Origin of the sequence: Cobetia sp. 29-18-1 (genome assembly GCF_029846405.1) — a bacterium.
In the GTDB taxonomy this organism is placed as follows: domain Bacteria; phylum Pseudomonadota; class Gammaproteobacteria; order Pseudomonadales; family Halomonadaceae; genus Cobetia; species Cobetia amphilecti.
The window spans coordinates 145,515-165,317 of record NZ_JARWKS010000005.1 but is presented as its reverse complement, the minus strand read 5'-3'; the positions used below and the strand labels follow the sequence as shown (position 1 = coordinate 165,317).

At 62.1% G+C, this 19,803-nt stretch carries 13 protein-coding genes and 4 tRNA genes; 12 read left to right on the top strand and 5 right to left on the bottom strand.

All coding sequences use genetic code 11. From position 1 onward, the window contains the following. Positions 1-265: 265 nt before the first annotated feature. The gene (locus QD208_RS05840; protein WP_107336268.1) at positions 266-886 is read left to right on the top strand and encodes a porin family protein; all 621 of its coding nucleotides are present in this window, start codon (positions 266-268) and stop codon (positions 884-886) included. 142 nt (positions 887-1,028) lie between these two features. Here QD208_RS05840 and acnB read toward each other — a convergent pair whose 3' ends face one another. Continuing rightward, a complete protein-coding gene (gene acnB / locus QD208_RS05835; RefSeq protein WP_279836209.1) occupies positions 1,029-3,632 on the bottom strand; it encodes a bifunctional aconitate hydratase 2/2-methylisocitrate dehydratase in 2,604 nt (867 codons plus the stop codon). Between the two features lie 420 nt (positions 3,633-4,052). Here acnB and QD208_RS05830 point away from each other — a divergent pair, with 420 nt between their 5' ends. The 3 genes from QD208_RS05830 to QD208_RS05820 all read left to right on the top strand — a co-directional run bounded on the left by QD208_RS05830 (position 4,053) and on the right by QD208_RS05820 (position 9,369). Continuing rightward, positions 4,053-4,547 (top strand): DUF1289 domain-containing protein, encoded by a 495-nt coding sequence (locus QD208_RS05830; RefSeq protein ID WP_279836114.1) that lies wholly within the window; start codon positions 4,053-4,055, stop codon positions 4,545-4,547. Positions 4,548-4,563: 16 nt separating this feature from the next. Next, positions 4,564-5,376, top strand: coding sequence for a tRNA-(ms[2]io[6]A)-hydroxylase (locus QD208_RS05825; protein ID WP_279836113.1), 813 nt, complete (start codon positions 4,564-4,566; stop codon positions 5,374-5,376). A 78-nt stretch (positions 5,377-5,454) separates the two neighbouring features. Further along, on the top strand, positions 5,455-9,369 hold the full coding sequence (locus QD208_RS05820) for an AAA family ATPase (RefSeq protein WP_279836111.1): 3,915 nt from the start codon (positions 5,455-5,457) through the stop codon (positions 9,367-9,369). Positions 9,370-9,470: 101 nt separating this feature from the next. On the opposite strand, the gene QD208_RS05815 is transcribed toward QD208_RS05820, so the two are convergent. Together QD208_RS05815 and QD208_RS05810 are read right to left on the bottom strand one after the other, a co-directional pair. After that, the gene (locus QD208_RS05815) at positions 9,471-10,244 is read right to left on the bottom strand and encodes a UDP-2,3-diacylglucosamine diphosphatase (protein ID WP_054555497.1); all 774 of its coding nucleotides are present in this window, start codon (positions 10,242-10,244) and stop codon (positions 9,471-9,473) included. A 152-nt stretch (positions 10,245-10,396) separates the two neighbouring features. Further along, positions 10,397-10,891, bottom strand: a complete 495-nt coding sequence (locus QD208_RS05810) for a peptidylprolyl isomerase (protein WP_043331309.1) — start codon at positions 10,889-10,891, stop codon at positions 10,397-10,399. A 238-nt stretch (positions 10,892-11,129) separates the two neighbouring features. Here QD208_RS05810 and QD208_RS05805 point away from each other — a divergent pair, with 238 nt between their 5' ends. After that, positions 11,130-12,809, top strand: a complete 1,680-nt coding sequence (locus QD208_RS05805) for a glutamine--tRNA ligase/YqeY domain fusion protein (RefSeq protein ID WP_279836108.1) — start codon at positions 11,130-11,132, stop codon at positions 12,807-12,809. A gap of 202 nt (positions 12,810-13,011) precedes the next feature. Then, positions 13,012-14,394: a cysteine--tRNA ligase gene (cysS, locus tag QD208_RS05800; RefSeq protein WP_279836208.1), complete on the top strand. Its 1,383-nt coding sequence runs from the start codon at positions 13,012-13,014 to the stop codon at positions 14,392-14,394. 121 nt (positions 14,395-14,515) lie between these two features. On the opposite strand, the gene mtnN is transcribed toward cysS, so the two are convergent. Both mtnN and folD read right to left on the bottom strand, forming a co-directional pair. Further along, entirely contained in the window at positions 14,516-15,226 is a 711-nt protein-coding gene (mtnN, locus tag QD208_RS05795; RefSeq protein WP_153636285.1) for a 5'-methylthioadenosine/S-adenosylhomocysteine nucleosidase, read from the bottom strand. A gap of 85 nt (positions 15,227-15,311) precedes the next feature. Beyond that, positions 15,312-16,181 carry a bifunctional methylenetetrahydrofolate dehydrogenase/methenyltetrahydrofolate cyclohydrolase FolD gene (folD, locus tag QD208_RS05790; RefSeq protein ID WP_153636284.1) on the bottom strand — a complete coding sequence of 290 codons (870 nt, stop codon included), beginning with the start codon at positions 16,179-16,181 and terminating at the stop codon, positions 15,312-15,314. Between the two features lie 607 nt (positions 16,182-16,788). On the opposite strand from folD, the gene QD208_RS05785 reads away from it, so the two are divergent. The 6 genes from QD208_RS05785 (at position 16,789) to clpP (ending at position 19,751) form a co-directional block, all read left to right on the top strand. Beyond that, a tRNA-Pro gene (locus QD208_RS05785) sits at positions 16,789-16,865 on the top strand. 86 nt (positions 16,866-16,951) lie between these two features. After that, positions 16,952-17,028 (top strand) — tRNA-Arg (locus QD208_RS05780). 94 nt (positions 17,029-17,122) lie between these two features. Further along, positions 17,123-17,197 (top strand) — tRNA-His (locus QD208_RS05775). A gap of 68 nt (positions 17,198-17,265) precedes the next feature. Then, positions 17,266-17,340: transfer RNA gene (locus QD208_RS05770), tRNA-His, on the top strand. A gap of 315 nt (positions 17,341-17,655) precedes the next feature. Then, positions 17,656-19,008: a trigger factor gene (gene tig, locus QD208_RS05765; RefSeq protein WP_153636283.1), complete on the top strand. Its 1,353-nt coding sequence runs from the start codon at positions 17,656-17,658 to the stop codon at positions 19,006-19,008. Between the two features lie 122 nt (positions 19,009-19,130). After that, complete coding sequence (gene clpP / locus QD208_RS05760) at positions 19,131-19,751, top strand: ATP-dependent Clp endopeptidase proteolytic subunit ClpP (protein WP_043331300.1); 621 nt, start codon at positions 19,131-19,133, stop codon at positions 19,749-19,751. Positions 19,752-19,803: the final 52 nt, after the last annotated feature.

Sequence of the window (19,803 nt, the reverse complement as noted above, 5' to 3'; positions counted from 1 at the left end):
AATGCCCGATACGCCAGGGCTTTGCATCTGTGCGAAGGGCTAAGCGGGCCTCGGGCACGCGCAAGCGGGGGGAGCGGGAAGGTCATGAGGACATGTTGCTGACTGGCGACGTGACAAGTAGTCAAAACGCCACTCTTGAAACACTGTTCTATATCTACCACGATGCTCCTGCAACCCATGACAGGCGCGGTCTTGTCGTCAGTACCTGGCCGTCAGTACCTGGCCGGCAGCTGCCTGTGCCACCCATTGGATCAAGGAGCAATACATGAGCAAGTCACGTCTTCTGGCCGCCCCGTTGGCTACCGTTTCCTTCGCCGCTCTCGCTCTGGCGCTCAGTGGTCACGCTCAGGCGGCAGGCAATGCCAGCGAAGGGCTCTACATCGGTGCCGGTACCGGCTTCTCCAGCCTGGAGAACGATGATTCCGATGAGGCCGGTGACTTCATCGAATCCGGCAGCGATGACTTCGATGTCGATGATGACGACAACGTCTACAAGGCCTTCGTGGGCTATCAGTACAATCCGTACTTCGCCACTGAGGCCTTCTACACCGACCTGGGGACTGTCCAGCTCAAGGGCAATGACTTCAGCAATACCGATCTCGAGTCCAAGGCCTACGGTGTCAACGTGGTGGGTATCCTGCCCATCGGTCAGTACTTCTCGCTGTTCGCCAAGGCGGGGATGGCGAAGTGGGAGACCGATGTCGATGGCAATCTGGGCAATTCCAGCGTCGATCTGAAGGACAACGACGGCTTTGATCCGGTCTATGGTGCCGGTGCACAGGTCAATCTGGACCCGTTCCTGATCCGTGCCGAGTACGAGCGCTATGACTTCGACAGCGATTATCAGGTAGATGCCTTCACCGCCTCGGTCGGCTACAAGTTTTGAGGCAGGGCGCTTGCACCACTGAGCTTGTCGCAGGCATGAAAAAACGGGCCGTCCCTTGAGGGGCGGCCCGTTTCGTTGTCTGGCTGACGCCAGTGCTGCTGTCAGAGGGGAGTCATGCAGTGGCGCATGACTCCCCGCCTGATCAGGCTTCTTGGGTGACCGGAATCACGTTGGAAGCGGCGTTCTGGAACTCTTCGATCTCATGGAAGTTCAGGTAGCGATAGATCTCGCCCGCCATGGCATCGAATTCGCCCATGTAGCCCTGATATTCCTCGACGGTCGGCAGACGACCGGCCACGGCCGCGATGGCCGCAAGCTCGGCAGAGGCCAGGAAGACGTTGGCGCCGTCGCCCAGACGGTTCGGGAAGTTGCGCGTGGAGGTGGACACCACGGTGGACTTGGCAGCCACACGTGCCTGGTTACCCATGCACAGTGAGCAGCCCGGCATTTCCATGCGCGCGCCGGCACGGCCGTAGATGCCGTAGTAGCCTTCCTCGGTCAGCTGGTGCTGGTCCATCTTGGTCGGCGGTGCCAGCCACAGCTTGGTCTTCAGGCTACCGGCCGGCTGCTTCTCGAGCAGCTTGCCTGCGGCGCGGAAGTGACCGATGTTGGTCATGCACGAGCCGATGAAGACTTCGTCGATCTTCTGACCGGCGACGTCGGACAGCAGACGGGCATCGTCGGGGTCGTTCGGCGCACACAGTACCGGCTGGTCGATCTCGGCGAGGTCGATCTCGATGATCTCGGCGTATTCGGCGTCCTTGTCGGCACGCATCTGGCTCGGGTTGGCCAGCCACTCTTCCATGCCCGCGATACGACGCTCGATGGTACGGGCATCGCCGTAACCGTTGGCGATCATCCACTTGAGCAGGGTGATGTTGGACTTCAGGTACTCGGTCACGCTCTCGTCGGACAGCGTGATGGTACAACCGGCGGCGGAACGCTCGGCAGAGGCGTCGGAGAGCTCGAATGCCTGTTCGGCCGTCAGATCTTCCAGACCTTCGATTTCCAGAATGCGGCCAGAGAAGGCGTTCTTCTTGTTGGCCTTGTCGACGGTCAGCAGGCCCTGCTTGATGGCGTACAGCGGGATGGCGTGGACCAGGTCACGCAGGGTGATGCCCGGACGACGTTCGCCCTTGAAGCGCACCAGGATGGATTCCGGCATGTCCAGCGGCATCACGCCAGTGGCGGCGGCGAAGGCCACCAGGCCAGAACCCGCCGGGAAGGAGATGCCCATCGGGAAGCGGGTGTGGGAATCACCACCGGTGCCGACGGTGTCCGGCAGCAGCATGCGGTTCAGCCACGAGTGGATGATGCCGTCGCCCGGACGCAGGGAGACGCCGCCGCGGTTCATGATGAAGTCGGGCAGGGTGTGGTGAGTCTCGACATCGACCGGCTTCGGGTAGGCAGCGGTGTGGCAGAAGGACTGCATCACCAGGTCGGCCTGGAAGCCCAGACATGCCAGATCCTTCAGCTCGTCGCGGGTCATCGGGCCAGTGGTGTCCTGGGAGCCGACGGTGGTCATCTTCGGCTCGCAGTACATGCCCGGACGCACGCCTTCCAGGTTGCAGGCCTTGCCGACCATCTTCTGTGCGAGGGTGAAGCCCTTGCCGGTGTCCTTCGGCTGCTCCGGCAGGCGGAAGACGTCAGACGCCTCCAGACCCAGCTCGGTACGCGCCTTGTCGGTCAGACCGCGACCGATGATCAGCGGGATACGGCCGCCAGCACGCACTTCGTCCAGCAGGACCTGAGTCTTGAGGGAGAAGGTGGAGATGACTTCGTCGGTGTCGTGACGGCAGACCTTGCCTTCGTACGGGTAGATGTCGATGACATCGCCCATGGCCATCTTCTCGACGTCCATCTCGATGGGCAGGGCGCCGGCATCTTCCATGGTGTTGAAGAAGATCGGGGCGATCTTGTTGCCGATGCAGAAACCGCCGGCGCGCTTGTTGGGCACGAACGGGATGTCGTCGCCGAAGAACCACAGCACGGAGTTGGTGGCGGACTTGCGTGAGGAGCCGGTACCGACCACATCACCGACGTAGGCGACCGGGAAGCCCTTGGCCTTCACTTCCTCGATCTGGGCCAGCGGGCCGACGACGCCATCTTCCTGCGGGTTGATGCCTTCACGCGGGTTCTTGAGCATCGCGTTGGCGTGCAGCGGGATGTCCGGACGTGACCAGGCGTCAGGCGCCGGAGACAGGTCATCGGTGTTGGTCTCGCCCGGCACCTTGAAGACGGCCAGCGAGATCTTCTCGGCCAGCGCCGGCTTGGACAGGAACCATTCGGCGTCGGCCCAGGACTGCAGCACGGCCTGGGCGACGGCGTTGCCGGCCTTGGCGCGGTCAGCGACATCGTGGAAGGCGTCGAACATCAGCAGGGTGTGCTTGAGCTGTTCGCCGGCTTCCTTGGCCAGGCTTTCGTCGTCCAGCAGCTCGACCAGCGTGGCGATGTTGTAGCCGCCCTGCATGGTGCCGAGCAGCTTGACGGCATGTGTCTTGTCGATCAGCGGAGAAGCGGCTTCGCCACGTACGATGGCGGTCAGGAAGCCAGCCTTGACGTAAGCGGCTTCATCAACGCCCGGGGGAATGCGATTGGTGAACAGATCGAGGATGAACTCTTCTTCACCGGCCTGCGGATTCTTGAGCAGTTCGACCAGTTCTGCGGTCTGCTCGGCAGTCAGCGGCTTTGCCGGAATGCCCTGCTGGGCGCGTTCTTCAACCTGTTGACGGTAGGCTTCAAGCACGTGGGAGACCCTCATCTGTAATCGTGTCGAAATGCGCGGGCCAGTCGTCTTGAAGACGCAGGGCGGGGCACCTCGAGGCTTCTTGCGGGTAATTCAAGCGTCTTATTGCGAGCGAATCAGGCGCTACGGGGCGAATGCGAGTCTACTCAACTTTGTCGACAATGTTAAGGAGCGCCCAGTGGCGGGGGCTGAGACTTTGGTCGCCTATTACGGCATAACATTCTGATATTTCATCTGATTGTCAGGAAATCACGCTGAGCAAACACTATGCGGCAACCCTGATGACGCGCTGATGACGCCCAGCGCAGTGCTGACAAGAGGCCCTTTGGGCACCGACGGCGCGATGCTGTCGGCTCTCAGGTACGCACGGTATGATGGGGGTTACCCCGAATCACACTTTCCGCCTCCCCCGAGGGCAACATGAGCCGTATTCTTTCTCCTTGCGTAGGTGTCTGCTCCACTACGGTCGGCGATAGCGTCTGTCGCGGCTGCCAGCGTCATGATCATGAGATCCTGGCCTGGTTCGGCTATGACAGTGACCAGCGCGCCAAGCGCATGCTGGCACTGGATGAGCTGCGAAGTCAGGTCGCCGCCCGCTGGCTGCGCGTCGCCGATGACGCCATGCTGGCCGAGCAGCTGACCCGCCATAGCATCCGTTTCCGTGCCGATCAGTCGGCGCTGTCACGCGCCGTTGAGCTGCTGCGCGTCGGGCGCACCCGCATCAAGGACCTGTCGGCATATGGCATCGCACCACTGGCCCATGCGCGAGAACTTGAGCCCGAACAGCTTTTTGCCCATATAAACGATGAAATCATGGTGGAAGCGGCAAAGCGTGCCGATAATGATATGAACTCCGTCGTTGAGGTGTCTCCTGTCAGTCAGCAGCAGACGCAAGCGAGCGAGACAAAAGACTGACGTGACAATGAATTCAATGACCGACGTGACCGAGCGCAATGTGATTGCGCCTGAGCAGAGCAAGCAGCATGATGATGTTCATGCTGGGCGGTATGGCGAGAGTGAGGCTGGGGCGCGCGTGATCGCAGCGTCGCAGGGGCCAAGCGATGAAGATACCGATGCCTTGCTGCCGGCGTCGCTGCTGGCCTTTCTACCCTGCAGGACGCCCCTGAGCTGGGTCGAGGCGGCGCTTGAGAATCCGGAGCTTTTGCTGATCGACCATGCGCAGTGCGAGAAGAAAGCCGCCTCCACTGCCATGAGCCTGATGTACCGCTACGTGAACCGGCCACTGCTGTTGACCAAGATGTCACAGCTGGCGCGCGAAGAGCTGCTGCACTTCGAGCAGGTGGTCGGGCTGATGGAGAAGCGGGGCATCGTCTATCGGCATATCAAGGCCTCGCGCTATGCCGAAGCCCTGCGCCAGCAGGTCAGGGACGAAGACCCGCAACGCCTGGTGGACATCCTGCTGATCGGCGCCCTGATAGAGGCAAGGTCGTGTGAGCGCTTCGCGCGCCTCATCCCGTATCTGGAACCAGAGCTTGCAAAGTTCTATCGCACTTTGGTTAAGTCAGAAGGACGTCACTATGAGGATTACCTCATGTTGGCAGAGCAATACACCAATGAACCACTGGAACCCCGTCTCGCGGTGCTACGTGAAGTGGAACGAGAGCTGATTGAAACCCCCGACGCTGTCTTCCGCTTCCACAGTGGTCAGCCGAGCGCACGACGGGCAGCGCGCGCCTCGGCCAGGGTGGGTCGGGACGCGATGGATCAAGGCACGAGAGACTAAGGCAAGGATCAAGGACAGGGGATCACCGGCGCCGTGGCAGGGCTGGCGTTTCGTTCGCGACTTTGAAATGGATGACACATGACGCAGGAAACATCTGGTCAAGCTCAACTGGCACTGCTGGGACATTTCCAGCTGACGTTGGGTGATGACACGCTGACTCAGTTCAGCTACGACAAGGTCAAGGCGCTACTTCTGCATCTGCTGCTGCATGATCAGGCCGTCTCCCGTGCCGGGTTGGCGGAGTTGCTCTGGCCGGATCAGGGGCTGTCCTCCGGACGGACCAACCTTCGCCACGCCTTGCACTGTCTGCGTCAGAGTCTCGGCGAAGAGGCCGACAACCTGTTGACGGTGTCGCGCCAGACCATCGCGCTCTCGCTGCCGGAGCACTGGGAGCTTGACCTCGACGAGCTCAACGGCCTGCTGCTGGCACCGCCCTCCGTCGCCACCCTGGGGGAGATTCTCACCCTGTATCGTGGCGACCTGGTCGAGGAGCTTTCCTTGACCCAGTGCCCTGACTTCCAGCGCTGGATGATCAAGGTGCGTGGCGAGTGGCGTCAGCGCGTCATCCAGTTCGCCGAGCGGGTGCTGGCCACGGACGAGCCGCTGCCCGATGACGTGCTGCGCACGCTGGTCAGTCGCTTCTCCGGTTACGGCCCCTTCCATGAGCGTCTCGTGCGTCAGCTGGCCGAAGGCGGCCAGTCGGCCGCGGCCCATGAGCAGTTCAATGCCTTCCTGCAGCAGCTGGCGCTCTCCGGTCAGCAGCCGGACCCCGGCTTCCTGCAACTGGCGCGCTACTGGTCCGATGGCAAGAGCGAGACCATGAGTGCCATGACGCCGCAGGGCGCCATCTCACGGACCCTGTCGCTGGACAGCGCACCGCTGCGCGAAGAGGAAATCGATCACCGTCAGCTGTCGGTCATGGCCATTCGCCTGAGCGTCAAGGACAGTCATCGTGACCGCGTCTGGGCGCGTGCCTGCCTGACGCTGCAGATCGAGCTGTTGCGCTGGCTGGAGCAGCAGTGTCATCACCTGGGCGGCTTCTGGCTGCCGGGCGCCACGGGTGGCGTGGGCCTGGCATGCTTCGGTACCCACGGCCCGGCGCATCAGCTCGCCGAGCTGGTCGCGCTCTATGAGCACTGCAGCAAGGCGATCCCCGACGAGATCGCCAAGCTGTGGGACGGCGAAGGCAAGCCGCCGGCCTTCTCGCTGTCGGCGGGCCTGCACTCCGGTCAGGTCATCTACCTGCCGGAGCGCCAGCTGGCCGACCCGCTGGGGCAGGTCACGCAATATTCCCTCGAGTTGATGACCGCCGCCGAAGGCAGCGAGCTGGTGATCTCCCAGGAGGCCAGTCAGCACATGCCGCCGGCACTGGACCTGCAGCCCCGCTTGACCTCGCGCCTGTTGGCCGCTGACGGTCGCGTGCGTCTGCGTGCGCTGGTGCTGGGCAGCAGTGTCGCCACTCGCGAATCCTCGCTGCCGACCTTGATCGGTCGCGAGGGCGAGCTGCGTCGTCTGCGCGATGCGCTGGCCCGCGCCAGCATCGGCCTGCGCCAGAGCGTGCTGGTCAGTGGCAACTCCGGCATGGGCAAGTCGGCCTTGATGGTCAATTTCCGTCAGCTGGAGCAGAGCCAGGATGTCGGACTGTGCTGGATGCCGACCACGCGTCTCTCGCAGCTTGAGCCCTACAGTGTCGTGACGGCGCTGATTCGCTGGCGTCTGGACGGCAATATCGATCGCGAAAGCGTCGAGCAGCTGTTCGAGTCTTCCGAGGCGTTGCAGGGCATCAGCGAGGAAGTGCGTCGCTCCTTCCACGCGGTGCTCGGCACGGCGGAAGATACTGCCGAAGACGAAGTGCTGATCCAGTCCAGCGAGACGGTCGAACGCGTCGTGCGCGTGCTGCATCTGGTGATCGAGAAGTCAGCCAGCCTGCGTCCGCTGGTGATGATGATCGATGACCTGCAGTGGCTCGACGAGCCGTCGCTCAAGGTACTGGCTGGCCTGCAGGCGCGTCTGCCGATCAACATCGGCTTCATGCTGGCCGCGAGCCACAACGGTCGCGACAGCCTGGCGGTCAAGCTCAACTGGGACCAGCACATCGCACTGGGTCGCCTCGATCCGATGCAGGTCTCACGCCTGCTGTCGCATCTCTCGCGTCGCTATCGCCTGCACCTGAGTCCGCGCATGCGCAGTCAGCTCATCGAGCGCTGCGATGGCGTGCCGCTCTACCTGCAGGAAATCTGCCGTCGTCTCGACATGGACCGCCGCGAAGGGCGTCCGGTGCAGCTCGACGAGTTGCCCAAGGGCCTGATCGGCCTGCTCTCCAGTCGTATCGATCAGCTGGAAGAAGGGCGCGATGTCGCCCACGCCGCCGCGGTATTGGGGCGTGTCTTCAAGCTGAGCTTCGTGCGCCAGAGCTGTGAGTTCGAGGAGGGCCGCCTCAAGCGCGCCATCGAGAACATGCAGCGCCTGGAGATCATCGAGGCATGCAGCAGCGACAGTGAATTCGACTACCAGTTTACCCATCAGCTGATCCAGGAAGCGGCCTATCTGTCGTGTCCGCGGGATGTGCGGCGCCGGATTCACCATCAGGTGGTCGCGCTGATCGAGGACAAGTATCCCGCCTGGATCAGTCGTCACCCCGGCTACTTCGCCGTTCACCTGCGCAAGTCGCAGAACTTCAGCCGTGCCGCGCGTTACTTCGAACTCTCGGCGCGCGAGGCGCTCAAGATCAGCGCCAACCGCACCGCGCTCAAGATGGCGGACAACGGCCTGGCCTGCCTCAAGCATGTCGATGGTCAGGAAGAGCGCGAAGTCAGCCTGCTGACGGTACGTGGCCAGTCCGGTTTTGCGCTGGAAGGCCATGGCTCACGCATCGCCCACGAGAGCTTCGTGCAGGCACGCAACCTGCTCAGCAGCCCGGCGCTGGTCGAGGACGACGAGCCGGACCTCGAGCAGGCCTTCATCGTCAAATGGGGCCTGTGGGTCGGTTGCAGCGAGCGTCATGCCCACGCCGATGCCTTCGCGTTGGCCTCCGGCCTCAGCGAGCTGGCGGAAGAGCTTTCCGATGATCGCTATCGTCGCCTGGCCGATTATGCGCGTGCCCACTGCGAGTTCTGGGCCGGTCGCGTGCGTGTGGCGGGCGAGCACCTGGATGAGATCGATCCGGTCAACCATCCGATGGTGCTCGAATGGCTGCCGTTCAGCGATCACCCGCAGGTGGCGGCCTCCTGTCTGCAGAGCTGGACATCGTGCCTGCGCTGCGACTACGTGAAGGCCGAGCAGCAGGCCGAGGCGGCGATTCGCATGGCCGAGCAGATCGGTCAGCCCGGTTCGCTGGCGATGGCGTTGATGTTCTCCACCTCCCTGTATCGCCAGCTGGGCCACACCCATCTGGCGACCCAGCGCGCCGAGCGGGCCCTGGAAGTGACGCGTTCAGCGGACCTTCACCTGTGGCACATGGCAGCGCATGGTGTGCTGGGCTGGGCGCGGGCGATGAATGGCGACCGCGATGGCCTGTCCATGCTGCAGTCGAGCATGAACGAGTTCGCGGAGCTGACCGGACGCGAGCGTCATCAGCGCCCCAACCTGTGGTACATGGATGCCGTGATGGCGCTGGGCGAGAACGCTGCCGCTGAGGAATACATGGAGAAAGTGCTGCTGGTCGCCCAGGAGCGCAATTCCTTCTACCTGTCAGAAGTCAGCTATCTGGTCGCGAGCCTGCGCAGTGCTCAGGGGCTGCCGCTGGAGAAGGTACGCTCCCTGATCGAGCAGGGGCTGTCCTACTCCATCGAGCAGGAAAACACTCACCATGAAGCCATGGGGCTTGCCACCTGGCTGCGTCTGGTCGATGCCCATGATGCCGAGCGGTGTCAGCGTCTGAAGGTGTTGCTGGAAGAGCTTCCGAGCGCCGATGCCCCCGCGGTACTGGGCTGGCATCAGCTGGTGGAGATCGCCGAGGGGCGTGCGCGCCGCAAGGCATCGTCACCGGCCTGAGCGAAGCGTCTGGCGCAGCGAAGCGCCTGATACTGTGAGAGCGTAAGAAAAAAGCCCCGCTGCCGTGATCGGCAGCGGGGCTTTTTGGTGTGTGCAAGCGATCAGCCGTGGGTGATCGCATCCACCAGCGGCAGCGCAAATTCACGCAGCTCCGGCCCCTGGCCACGGGCGATGATGTCGAAGGCCTGAGTCGGGCGCCAGTCGCCGAGCACGATGCGGCGCGCCGGCTCGCCATCGATCTCGAGTTCATGCACCGCCGGGCGATGCGTATGGCCATGGATCAGCGTGCGCACGTCGTGCTCACGCATCTCGCGCACCACTTCCTCGGGCGTGACGTCCATGATCGCCTCGTCCTTCTCGCTGTTGGTCTCGCCGGACTGCATGCGCAGTGACTGGGCCAGCGCCAGACGCTGCTCCAGCGGCATGGCCAGAATCTGCGCCTGCCACTGAGGGTCGCGGGTCATGGCGCGGAACTTCATGTAGGCCTCGTCGCGGGTGCACATGCTGTCGCCGTGCATCAGCAGCACGCGCTCGCCGTCCAGCTCGATCACGCTCGGGTCGGGTAGCAGCGTCACGCCGGCCTCGGCCGCGAAGGTCTCGCCGACCAGGAAGTCGCGATTGCCGTGCATGAAGAAGATCGCGGTGCCGCGCTCGGCGATGCGCTTGAGCGCAGCGCTCATGCTGTCGGTGAAATCGTTGCGATAGTCATCGCCGACCCAGACCTCGAAGATGTCACCCAGCAGGAACAGACGCTCGACGGCAGGCTGGCAGGTTGCCAGGCGTGCCAGATAGTCGAGGAAGCCCTGGGCGATCTCGGGCGTGTCGGGTTGCAGATGCAGGTCGGAGATGAAGAGGGTGGTGGCAGTCGTGTTCATGGTCGGGGTCCGCGAAGGTGGGCGGTCAGCAGGGCATCGCAAGGGCGCACTGCCGTGGGAGTTCATAACGCAAACCGCCCAGCCTGGCACTCGCGATCACGAGGCAAGGCCGGGCGGCAGGCACGCCTTGCGGCGTGATCAGGCGAAATCGCTTATTCGGTGATTTCAGCGCTGGTGATGATCACGTCTTCTGCCGGCACGTCGGCGTGGCCGTCGCGACGGGTGGTCTTGACCGCTTCGATCTTCTCGACCACGTCCATGCCTTCGACGACCTTGCCGAACACGCAGTAACCCCAGCCCTGGCTGGTCTTGCTGGTGAAGTTCAGGAAGTCGTTGTCATTGACGTTGATGAAGAACTGGGCGCTGGCGGAGTGCGGGTCCATGGTGCGAGCCATGGCCACGGTGCCGCGGTCGTTCTTGAGGCCGTTGTCGGCTTCGTTCTCGATCACGCCATTGGTCGGCTTCTGGTTGAAGTCGGTGTCAAAGCCACCGCCCTGAACCATGAAACCCGGAATGACGCGGTGGAAAAGGACATTGCTGTAGTGGCCTTCACGCACGTACTGCTCGAAGTTGGCCGCGGTCTTCGGGGCCTTCTCGTGGTTGAGTTCGAGGGTGATATCGCCGTAGTTGGTGTGAAGAACGATCATTCGGGCTTCCCGGTCATCTGTCTTGCTCAAGTGTCAGGCAGGCGCGGCTTCATGGCATCGCCTGCGGGCGTCGCGCTATAATAGCGGCTTTGCATCCAGACACGAAAGCCTGAGCGGGCGGCAGGCGCGTGGATGCAGCCCCGATCATCCGTCTTGTTGTCCTTGCGCACGTTCGTTCAACCACATGACGACCCGCAATACGACGCCCAGGAACCACACAGAGGTGCAGCGAAACTTCATGAGTACCGAGACCCAGAGCGCCCCGAACTTCGTGCTTAACCAGATCCGCGAAGAACTCGAGGCCGGCCGTGCCGATAAGGTTGTCACGCGTTTCCCGCCGGAGCCCAACGGCTTCCTGCATATCGGGCACGCCAAGTCGATCTGTCTGAACTTCGGTCTGGCGCAGCAGCTCGGTGGCGATTGTCACCTGCGCTTCGATGACACCAACCCTGCCAAGGAAGAGCAGGCCTATATCGACGCCATCAAGGAAGACGTCGAATGGTTGGGCTTCGAGTGGGCCGGCAAGGTGCGCTTCGCTTCCGATTATTTCGACCAGCTCTATGCCTGGGCCCAGCACCTGGTGCGTGAAGGCAAGGCCTATGTCGATGACCTGTCGCCGGACGAGATTCGTGAATATCGTGGCACGCTGAAGGAGCCGGGTCGCCCGAGCCCTTACCGTGAGCGTAGCCCCGAGGAAAACCTCGATCTGCTCGAGCGCATGAAGAAGGGCGAATTCGGCGAGAGCGAGAAGGTGCTGCGTGCCCGCATCGACATGGCGGCGCCCAACATCAATCTGCGTGATCCGATCCTCTATCGTATCCGCCATGCCAGCCATCACCAGACCGGCGACAAGTGGAAGATCTACCCGTCCTACGATTTCACGCATGGTCAGTCCGATTCGCTGGAAGGCGTGACGCATTCCATCTGTACGCTGGAATTCGAGGACCATCGTCCGCTGTATGAGTGGTTCCTGGCCAACCTGCCGGTGCCGGTCACGCCGCGTCAGATCGAGTTCGCGCGTCTGAACCTGGATTACACCGTCACCTCCAAGCGCAAGTTGAAGCTGCTGGTGGACGAAGGTGTTGTCGATGGCTGGGATGACCCGCGCATGCCGACCATCTCGGGCATGCGTCGTCGTGGCTACACGGCCGCTTCCATTCGCAAGTTCTGCGACATGATCGGCGTGAGCCGCGCGGATGGCGGCATGGTCGAGATCGGCATGCTGCACCACGCCATCCGTTCCGACCTGGAAGACAACGCGCTGCGGGCCATGTGCGTGCTCAATCCGCTCAAGGTGGTGCTGACCAACCTGCCGGAAGGTCACGAGGAAGTCTTCGAGGTGCCCGGTCATCCGGCACGTGACGACATGGGCACGCGCCAGATTCCGCTGACCCGTGAGCTGTGGATCGACGCCGATGACTTCATGGAAGATGCGCCGAAGAAGTTCTTCCGTCTCGCGCCCGAGAAGGAAGTGCGTCTGCGCAACGGTTACGTCATCCGCTGTGATGAAGTGATCAAGGATGAGGCCGGCGAGATCGTCGAGCTGCGTTGCAGTGTCGACCTCGATACCCTCGGCAAGAACCCGGAAGGCCGCAAGGTCAAGGGTGTCATCCACTGGGTCAGCGCCGAGCACGCAGTGCCGGTCGAGGTGCGTCAGTACGAGAACCTGTTCCTGGAAGCCGAGCCGGACCGTGACAAGGATGTCGACTTCCTTGAGCACCTCAATCCGAACTCGCTGAGCATCGTCAAGGGCTTCGGTGAGCCGAGCCTGCGCAATGCCGCGCCGGAAACGCGTTACCAGTTCGAGCGTATCGGCTACTTCGTCGCCGACCGCCATGACTGCGTCGATGGCGCGCTGGTCTTCAACCGTACCGTCAGCCTGAAGGACGGTTGGGCCAAGGCCCAGAAGAAGGGTTGATGGCAGCCAGGCCTCCTGCGGGAGGTCTGCTGGCATGACTTTTGACCCGCTTCACGGCCCGCAGGCTGATCCTGTACCTTCGATGACGAAGCTGCATGACCGGTCTGCGGGCCGCTCCATTTCGCAAGGCTGACAGCGCACTGTCAGCAAAGTAGCCAAGGGCGATGACTGAATGATTTCACTCGAAGATGCCGCGAGCACACTGTCCATCTACAGTACCCTGAGCCGGACCAAGGCACCCTTCGTGCCATTGGAAGGCAACAAGGTGCGCATGTACGTCTGTGGCGTGACGGTCTATGACCTCTGTCACATCGGCCATGCGCGTGTGATGGTGGCCTTCGACATCATCACGCGTTACCTGCGTGCGCGTGGCTATGACGTCACCTATGTGCGCAACATCACCGATATCGACGACAAGATCCTCAAGCGTGCCGACGAGAATGGCGAAGCCTTCGAGGCGCTGACCGAGCGCATGATCCAGGCGATGCACGAAGACGAGGGGCGTCTGGGGATCCTGCGTCCTGATCGCGAGCCACGGGCGACCGCGCACATCGGCGATATCATCGCGATGACCGAGACGCTGATCGACAAGGGCTTTGCCTACGCGGCCAGCAACGGTGATGTCTACTACCGTGTGCGTCGTTTCGAGGGCTACGGCAAGCTCAACAACCGTCAGCTCGATGACATGCAGTCCGGCGCGCGCGTGGAAGTGGAAGAGGCCAAGGAAGACCCGCTCGACTTCGTGCTGTGGAAGGCCGCCAAGCCGGGCGAGGCCAGCTGGCCGTCTCCCTGGGGCGCGGGCCGTCCGGGCTGGCATATCGAGTGCTCCGCGATGTCGACCTGCTGCCTGGGCAACACCTTCGATATCCACGGCGGCGGGCCGGACCTGACCTTCCCGCATCACGAGAACGAGATCGCCCAGTCCGAAGCCGCCACTGGCCAGCAGTATGCCAATGTGTGGATGCACGCCGGCGCGGTGCGTGTCGGGCAGGACAAGATGTCCAAGTCGCTGGGCAACTTCTTCACGATTCGTGATGTGCTGGAGCAGCACAACCCGGAGGTGGTGCGTTATCTGCTGGTGGCCAGCCACTACCGTAGTGCGATCAGTTACGAGGCCAACTCGCTGGATGAGGCGCGTCGCTCGCTGGAGCGCTTCTACAATGCGCTGGAGAACGTCACGCCCGAACAGGGCGAGGCGTCAGGCGACTGGCGGGCACGCTTCGTGGCTGCCATGGATGACGACTTCAATACGGCCGGTGCGCTGTCGGTGCTGTTCGAGCTGGCTCGCGAGCTGAACCGTGCCAAGAAGGAGGCACCGCAGCAGGCGCCGGCGCTGGCCTTCGAGCTGACCGCGCTGGGCGGCCTGCTGGGGCTGTTCGGCCAGGACCCGGCGGTCTTCCTCAAGGGCGATACTGCCACATTGGCGTTGTCGGAAGACGAGATCCAGGCGCAGATCGAGGCGCGTGCTGCCGCCAAGAGGGCCAAGGATTTCGCGGGTGCTGATCGTATCCGTGACGAGCTGGCCGCTCAGGGCATCATCCTCAAGGATTCCCGCGAGGGGACGACCTGGGTGCTGGAAGGCTGATGCAGTTGGCGTGACGCATTGTCGCCGCGAAAATGTCACCGCGAAAAAAAACCGCCGTCCCGAGAGGGGCGGCGGTTTTTTTTGGCCAGTCGGGCGGGGATCGCTCTCAGGCAGCGGCTGATCAGCTGGCGAGGCGCTTGACCATGGCCTCGATCATGCGCGAGGACTGACGTGCGGCGACGTGCAGGAATTCCTCGAAGGACTGGCTGTTGTTGTCCTTGCCGGCGATGTCAGACAGCGCACGGATGACCACGAACGGCATCTCATAGACGAAGCAGGTCTGGGCGATGGCGGCGGCTTCCATCTCGGCGGCCAGCATGTCCGGGAAGCGTGAGCGAGTCAGCGCGACCAGCTCCGGGTCTGCCATGAAGATGTCGCCGGTGCAGATCAGGCCTTCACGTGCCTTGATCTCGCCCTGGGCTTCGACGCACTCACGCGCGATCTTCACCAGTGCCGGGTCTGACGGGTAGGCGGCCGGCATCTGCGGCACCTGGCCGTATTCGTAGCCGAACACCACGGCATCGACATCGTGGTGACGCACTTCGCTGGAGATGACCACGTCGCCGATCTCCAGATCAGAGGCGAAGCCCCCGGCGGAACCGGTGTTGATGATGGCGTCCGGCTGGTAGCGCTCGATCAGCTGGCAGGCGCCCACGGCGGCATTGACCTTGCCGATGCCGGACTGCAGCAGCACTATCTTGAGGCCGTGCAGCTGGCCGACGTGGAAGGTGGAGCCGGCATGTTGAGTCGTGGTGCTGTCTTCCAGCAGCTCGGCGAGGATGGCGACTTCCTCGGCCATGGCGCCGATGATGCCAAGTGTCTTGAGGGACATGGTGAAATCCTGAAGCAGGGCCTGCGGGGTATCCTGTCATGCGATGCCCCGCGGCCAGGGGAGGTGTCAGCGAGAGGGTGCGTGCTTACTTGCCGGCCAGCTGGGCATCGTGCAGCTCGGCGGCGAACAGGGTGTTCTCCAGCAGCGAGGCAACGGTCATCGGGCCGACGCCGCCCGGTACCGGCGTGATCCAGCCTGCGCGCTCCGCCGCCGGGGCGAACTCCACGTCACCGACCAGCGAGCCGTTGTCGAGGCGGTTGATGCCCACATCGATGACGATGGCGCCTTCCTTGATCCACTCACCCTTGACCAGGCCCGGCTTGCCGACGCCGACCACGACGAGGTCTGCCTGGCGGACCTTGCTCTCCAGGTCCCTGGTGAAGCGGTGGCAGACGGTGGTGGTGCAGCCGGCCAGCATCAGCTCCAGTGACATCGGGCGACCGACGATGTTGGAGGCGCCCACGATGGTGGCGTCCATGCCGCGCACCTGCAGGCCGCTCTCGGACAGCAGCGTCATGATGCCCTTGGGAGTGCAGGGGCGCATTACCGGCAGGCGCTGCGCCAGACGACCGAGGTTGTAGGGGTGGAAGCCGTCCACGTCCTTGTCGGTACGAATGCGCTCGAGAATCGGGCGTGAATCGAGATGCGCCGGCAGTGGCAGCTGCACCAGGATGCCGTCGATGCTGGTGTCGTCATTCAGCTGGTCGACCAGAGCTTCCAGTTCCTGCTGCGTGGTGTCAGCGGACAGGCGGTGCTGGGTGGAGAGAATGCCAGCCTTCTCGCAGGCGAGGTGCTTGTTGCGGACATAGACCTCGGACGCCGCGTCTTCACCGACCAGCACGACGGCAAGCCCCGGAATACGTTCACCGGCATCACGACGCGCATCGACCTGACGGCCTACCTGTTGGCGTACGCGTTCGGCAATGGCCTTGCCATCTATCAGTTGTGCTGACATCAGCGATCATTCCTTCTCGTGGGCGATAAATGCAGGAGGGACAACGATGGCCAATTTTCGCATGCCTTGCCCTCCAGTCAACGCCGAATGACGACCTTGGTCGAAAGCTGTCATGGCCGTCAGGTCTTTCACGGGCGCCCGACAGGCCAGAAGGCGGCGCCAGGAGGCAGGCGAGAGTGGGGTCATGCCATGCGGTTGTCGCCTTGACGCTCCCTCTGTAGAGGCGCAAGCAGAGGTAGAAGCAAAGAGAGAGAGACAAAGGGTGAAGCAGAGAGCGGGGTAAGGAGAAGGGTGGGGCAGATGGGAGAGGGCGGATCGCAGAGAGGCAGAAGGCGCGAAGACGATAGTCAGTCCACCGGCGGCGCTCAGCCGTCGCAAGTCATCACTGCGTCAGTGGCAGAAGCGATGACAGGTAAGGCGTCTTGTATCAGCAAGGAGAGATGTTGGGGGCTGCAGGGATGAAAGCCCGCGACATGACATTGGCATGACAGCGCGAGGGGCAAGCGAATCTTTTGGAAAGAATTCACGTAAGGGCTTGACCACAGACGAAAGTTCGGTAGAATACGCCTCGCATCGACGGGGTTCGACGGTCGGTTGAAGACGGTTTCGGGATATAGCGCAGTCTGGTAGCGCGCCTGCTTTGGGAGCAGGATGTCGGGGGTTCGAATCCCTCTATCCCGACCACTTGAATACAACGTATCGCAAGGCTTCGGTCTTCTGGAACAGTATTCAGGGCTTTGTCCGGAGGTTGACTCGCAGCATTAGTTTCTGCGCCTATAGCTCAACCGGATAGAGCAACGGCCTTCTAAGCCGTAGGTTGCAGGTTCGAGTCCTGCTGGGCGTGCCATCGAGATAGCGATTCGTTATCGAAGTGGATGTCGGAATGCTCTTCATTGAGCCTGATGACTGCGACCAGACGATGTGAAGATGTTCATGCAGTGGTGGGTGTAGCTCAGTGGTAGAGCCCCGGATTGTGACTCCGGTGGTCGTGGGTTCGAACCCCATCATCCACCCCATTGCATGTCAGCTTGAGCAGTATCAACGAGATGGAGACGGCAGGCTTTCTGTCCAACCTCCAGAAGTGGTGGGTGTAGCTCAGTGGTAGAGCCCCGGATTGTGACTCCGGTGGTCGTGGGTTCGAACCCCATCATCCACCCCACGTCTCGATGAATATCAGGATGCTGCCTGGCCCACTTGGGCGGGCGGCATGCCGCAAAAGGGGGAGAAGGCCAATGGCTTTCTCCTCCTTTTTTTTGGTTTTTTCGCACTGCTCCATGCATGACGATTCCGGGTTGCCGGGCGCTCCAGGTGCCTGTCTGGCGGGTAGGTGGAGCAGAAAATGGCCGGGGTCCTTGAATAACTTGGACCAAGGCACCATATGAAAGGGTCATATCCGCGCTTGCCAGCGCGTGGCGGGGTTTCTACAATCTTCGCCTTTATGATTCGAACGCCACCAGTGGGTAGAGGAACTTTCATGCAAGCTTCTGTCGCAACGACTTCTCCGATCGAGCGCACGGTCACCATCACGGTGCCGGCTTCTGAAGTCGACCAGGCCGTCAACGCCCGTCTTCTGGAAACCGCCAAGACCGTTCGTCTGAACGGCTTCCGCAAGGGCCACGTGCCGATGGCAGTGGTGCAACAGCGTTACGGCAAGGACGTGCGCAACGAAATCGTTGGCGAGATCATGCGCCAGCATTACGTGACCGCCGTCACCGAAAACGAACTGAACCCGGCTGGCTGGCCGAAGATCGACGCGACCGTCGATGAAGCCGGCAAGGATCTGGAGTTCGTCGCGACTCTGGAAATCTACCCGGAAATCGAACTGAAGCCGATCGAAGGCGCTGAAATCGAGCGTCCGCAGGCTGAAGTGACCGATGCCGACGTCGAAGAGATGATCGAGACCCTGCGCAAGCAGAACGCCTCCTGGACCGACGTCGAGCGCGCTGCCGCTGACGGCGACCAGGTCAAGATCGACTTTGAAGGCTTCCTCGGTGAAGAGGCCTTCGAAGGCGGCAAGGCAGAAGGCCACGAGCTGGTGCTGGGCTCCAACAGCTTCATCCCGGGCTTCGAAGAGCAGCTGGTCGGCGCTGCTGCCGGCGACGACAAGGAAATCAAGGTTTCCTTCCCGGCTGACTACCAGGCCGAGCACCTCGCCGGTCAGGAAGCGACCTTCAAGGTCAAGGTCCACGCCGTCAAGGCTCAGGAACTGCCGGAAGTGAACGAAGAGTTCATCGCCCAGTTCGGCCTGGAAGCTGCCGATGTCGAAAGCTTCAAGGTGGAAGTGAAGAAGAACATGCAGCGTGAGCTGAAGAACGCGATCGAGAATCGCGTCAAGCAGCAGGTGCTGGCCGAACTGACCAAGGCCAACGACATCCTCGTGCCGCAGGCTCTGGCCGACCAGGAAATCGACGGTCTGAAGCGTCAGGCTGCACAGCAGTTCGGTCTGGGCGAAGACTTCGACGTCTCCCAGCTGCCGGGCGAGCTGTTCCAGGACCAGGCGGTCCAGCGCGTCAAGACTGGCCTGCTGCTCAGCGAAGTCGTCAGCAGCAACGAGATGGACGTCAGCGACGAAGAGCTGAATGCTCGCGTTGAAGAAATGGCTCAGCAGTACCAGGACCCGGCTCAGGTCACCGAGTACTATGGTTCCAACGAACAGGCTCGCAACCAGCTCAAGTCCGTGCTGCTTGAAGAGAAGGCCGTTGACAAGCTGCTGGCACAGGCTCAGGTTAAGGACGTTGCCATGTCCTACCAGGAAGCCCTGCAGGCTGCACAGCAGCAGGAAGAAGCAGAAGAAGAGTCTGCTGAAGCCGAAGGCGAGCAAGCCTGAAGCTTGGTTGACCCCTAGTGCTTGCTAGACCAGGACCCGGCTACGGCCGGGTCTCTGGTCAGTGGGCGGGGTAAAGTGGCATGCTCAATGGATATCAATGTCATCGGATGAAGGAAGCCCCCATGAACGACTTCGACATCAAGAATGCTGGCGGTCTGGTTCCGATGGTTGTCGAGCAGAATGCTCGCGGCGAACGGGCCTATGACATCTATTCCCGCCTGCTGAAGGAACGGGTGATCTTCCTTGTGGGTCCGGTTGAGGATTACATGGCCAATCTGGTCGTGGCTCAGCTGTTGTTCCTCGAGTCTGAAAACCCGGACAAGGACATCCATCTGTACATCAACTCGCCGGGTGGCTCCGTGACTGCAGGGATGGCGATCTACGACACCATGCAGTTCATCAAGCCCGACGTGTCCACCGTGTGCATCGGCCAGGCAGCCAGCATGGGTGCCTTGCTGCTGGCAGGCGGTGCCGCCGGCAAGCGCTACGCGCTGCCGAATTCCCGCGTCATGATCCACCAGCCGCTGGGCGGCTATCAGGGTCAGGCCACGGATATCGAGATTCACACCAAGGAAATCCTGACCATCCGTGAGAAGCTCAATCGCATTCTCGCGCACCACACTGGCCAGGACTTCGACACCATTGCCAATGATACCGACCGTGACAACTTCATGGCGGCCAATCAGGCAGTGGAGTACGGCCTGATCGATGCCGTGCTGGAACGCCGTCCCGACGTGGAGTGATCCGCGTAAACGGCTGACCTGACGTCGGCAAACATGCATTTCCGGCGGCTCC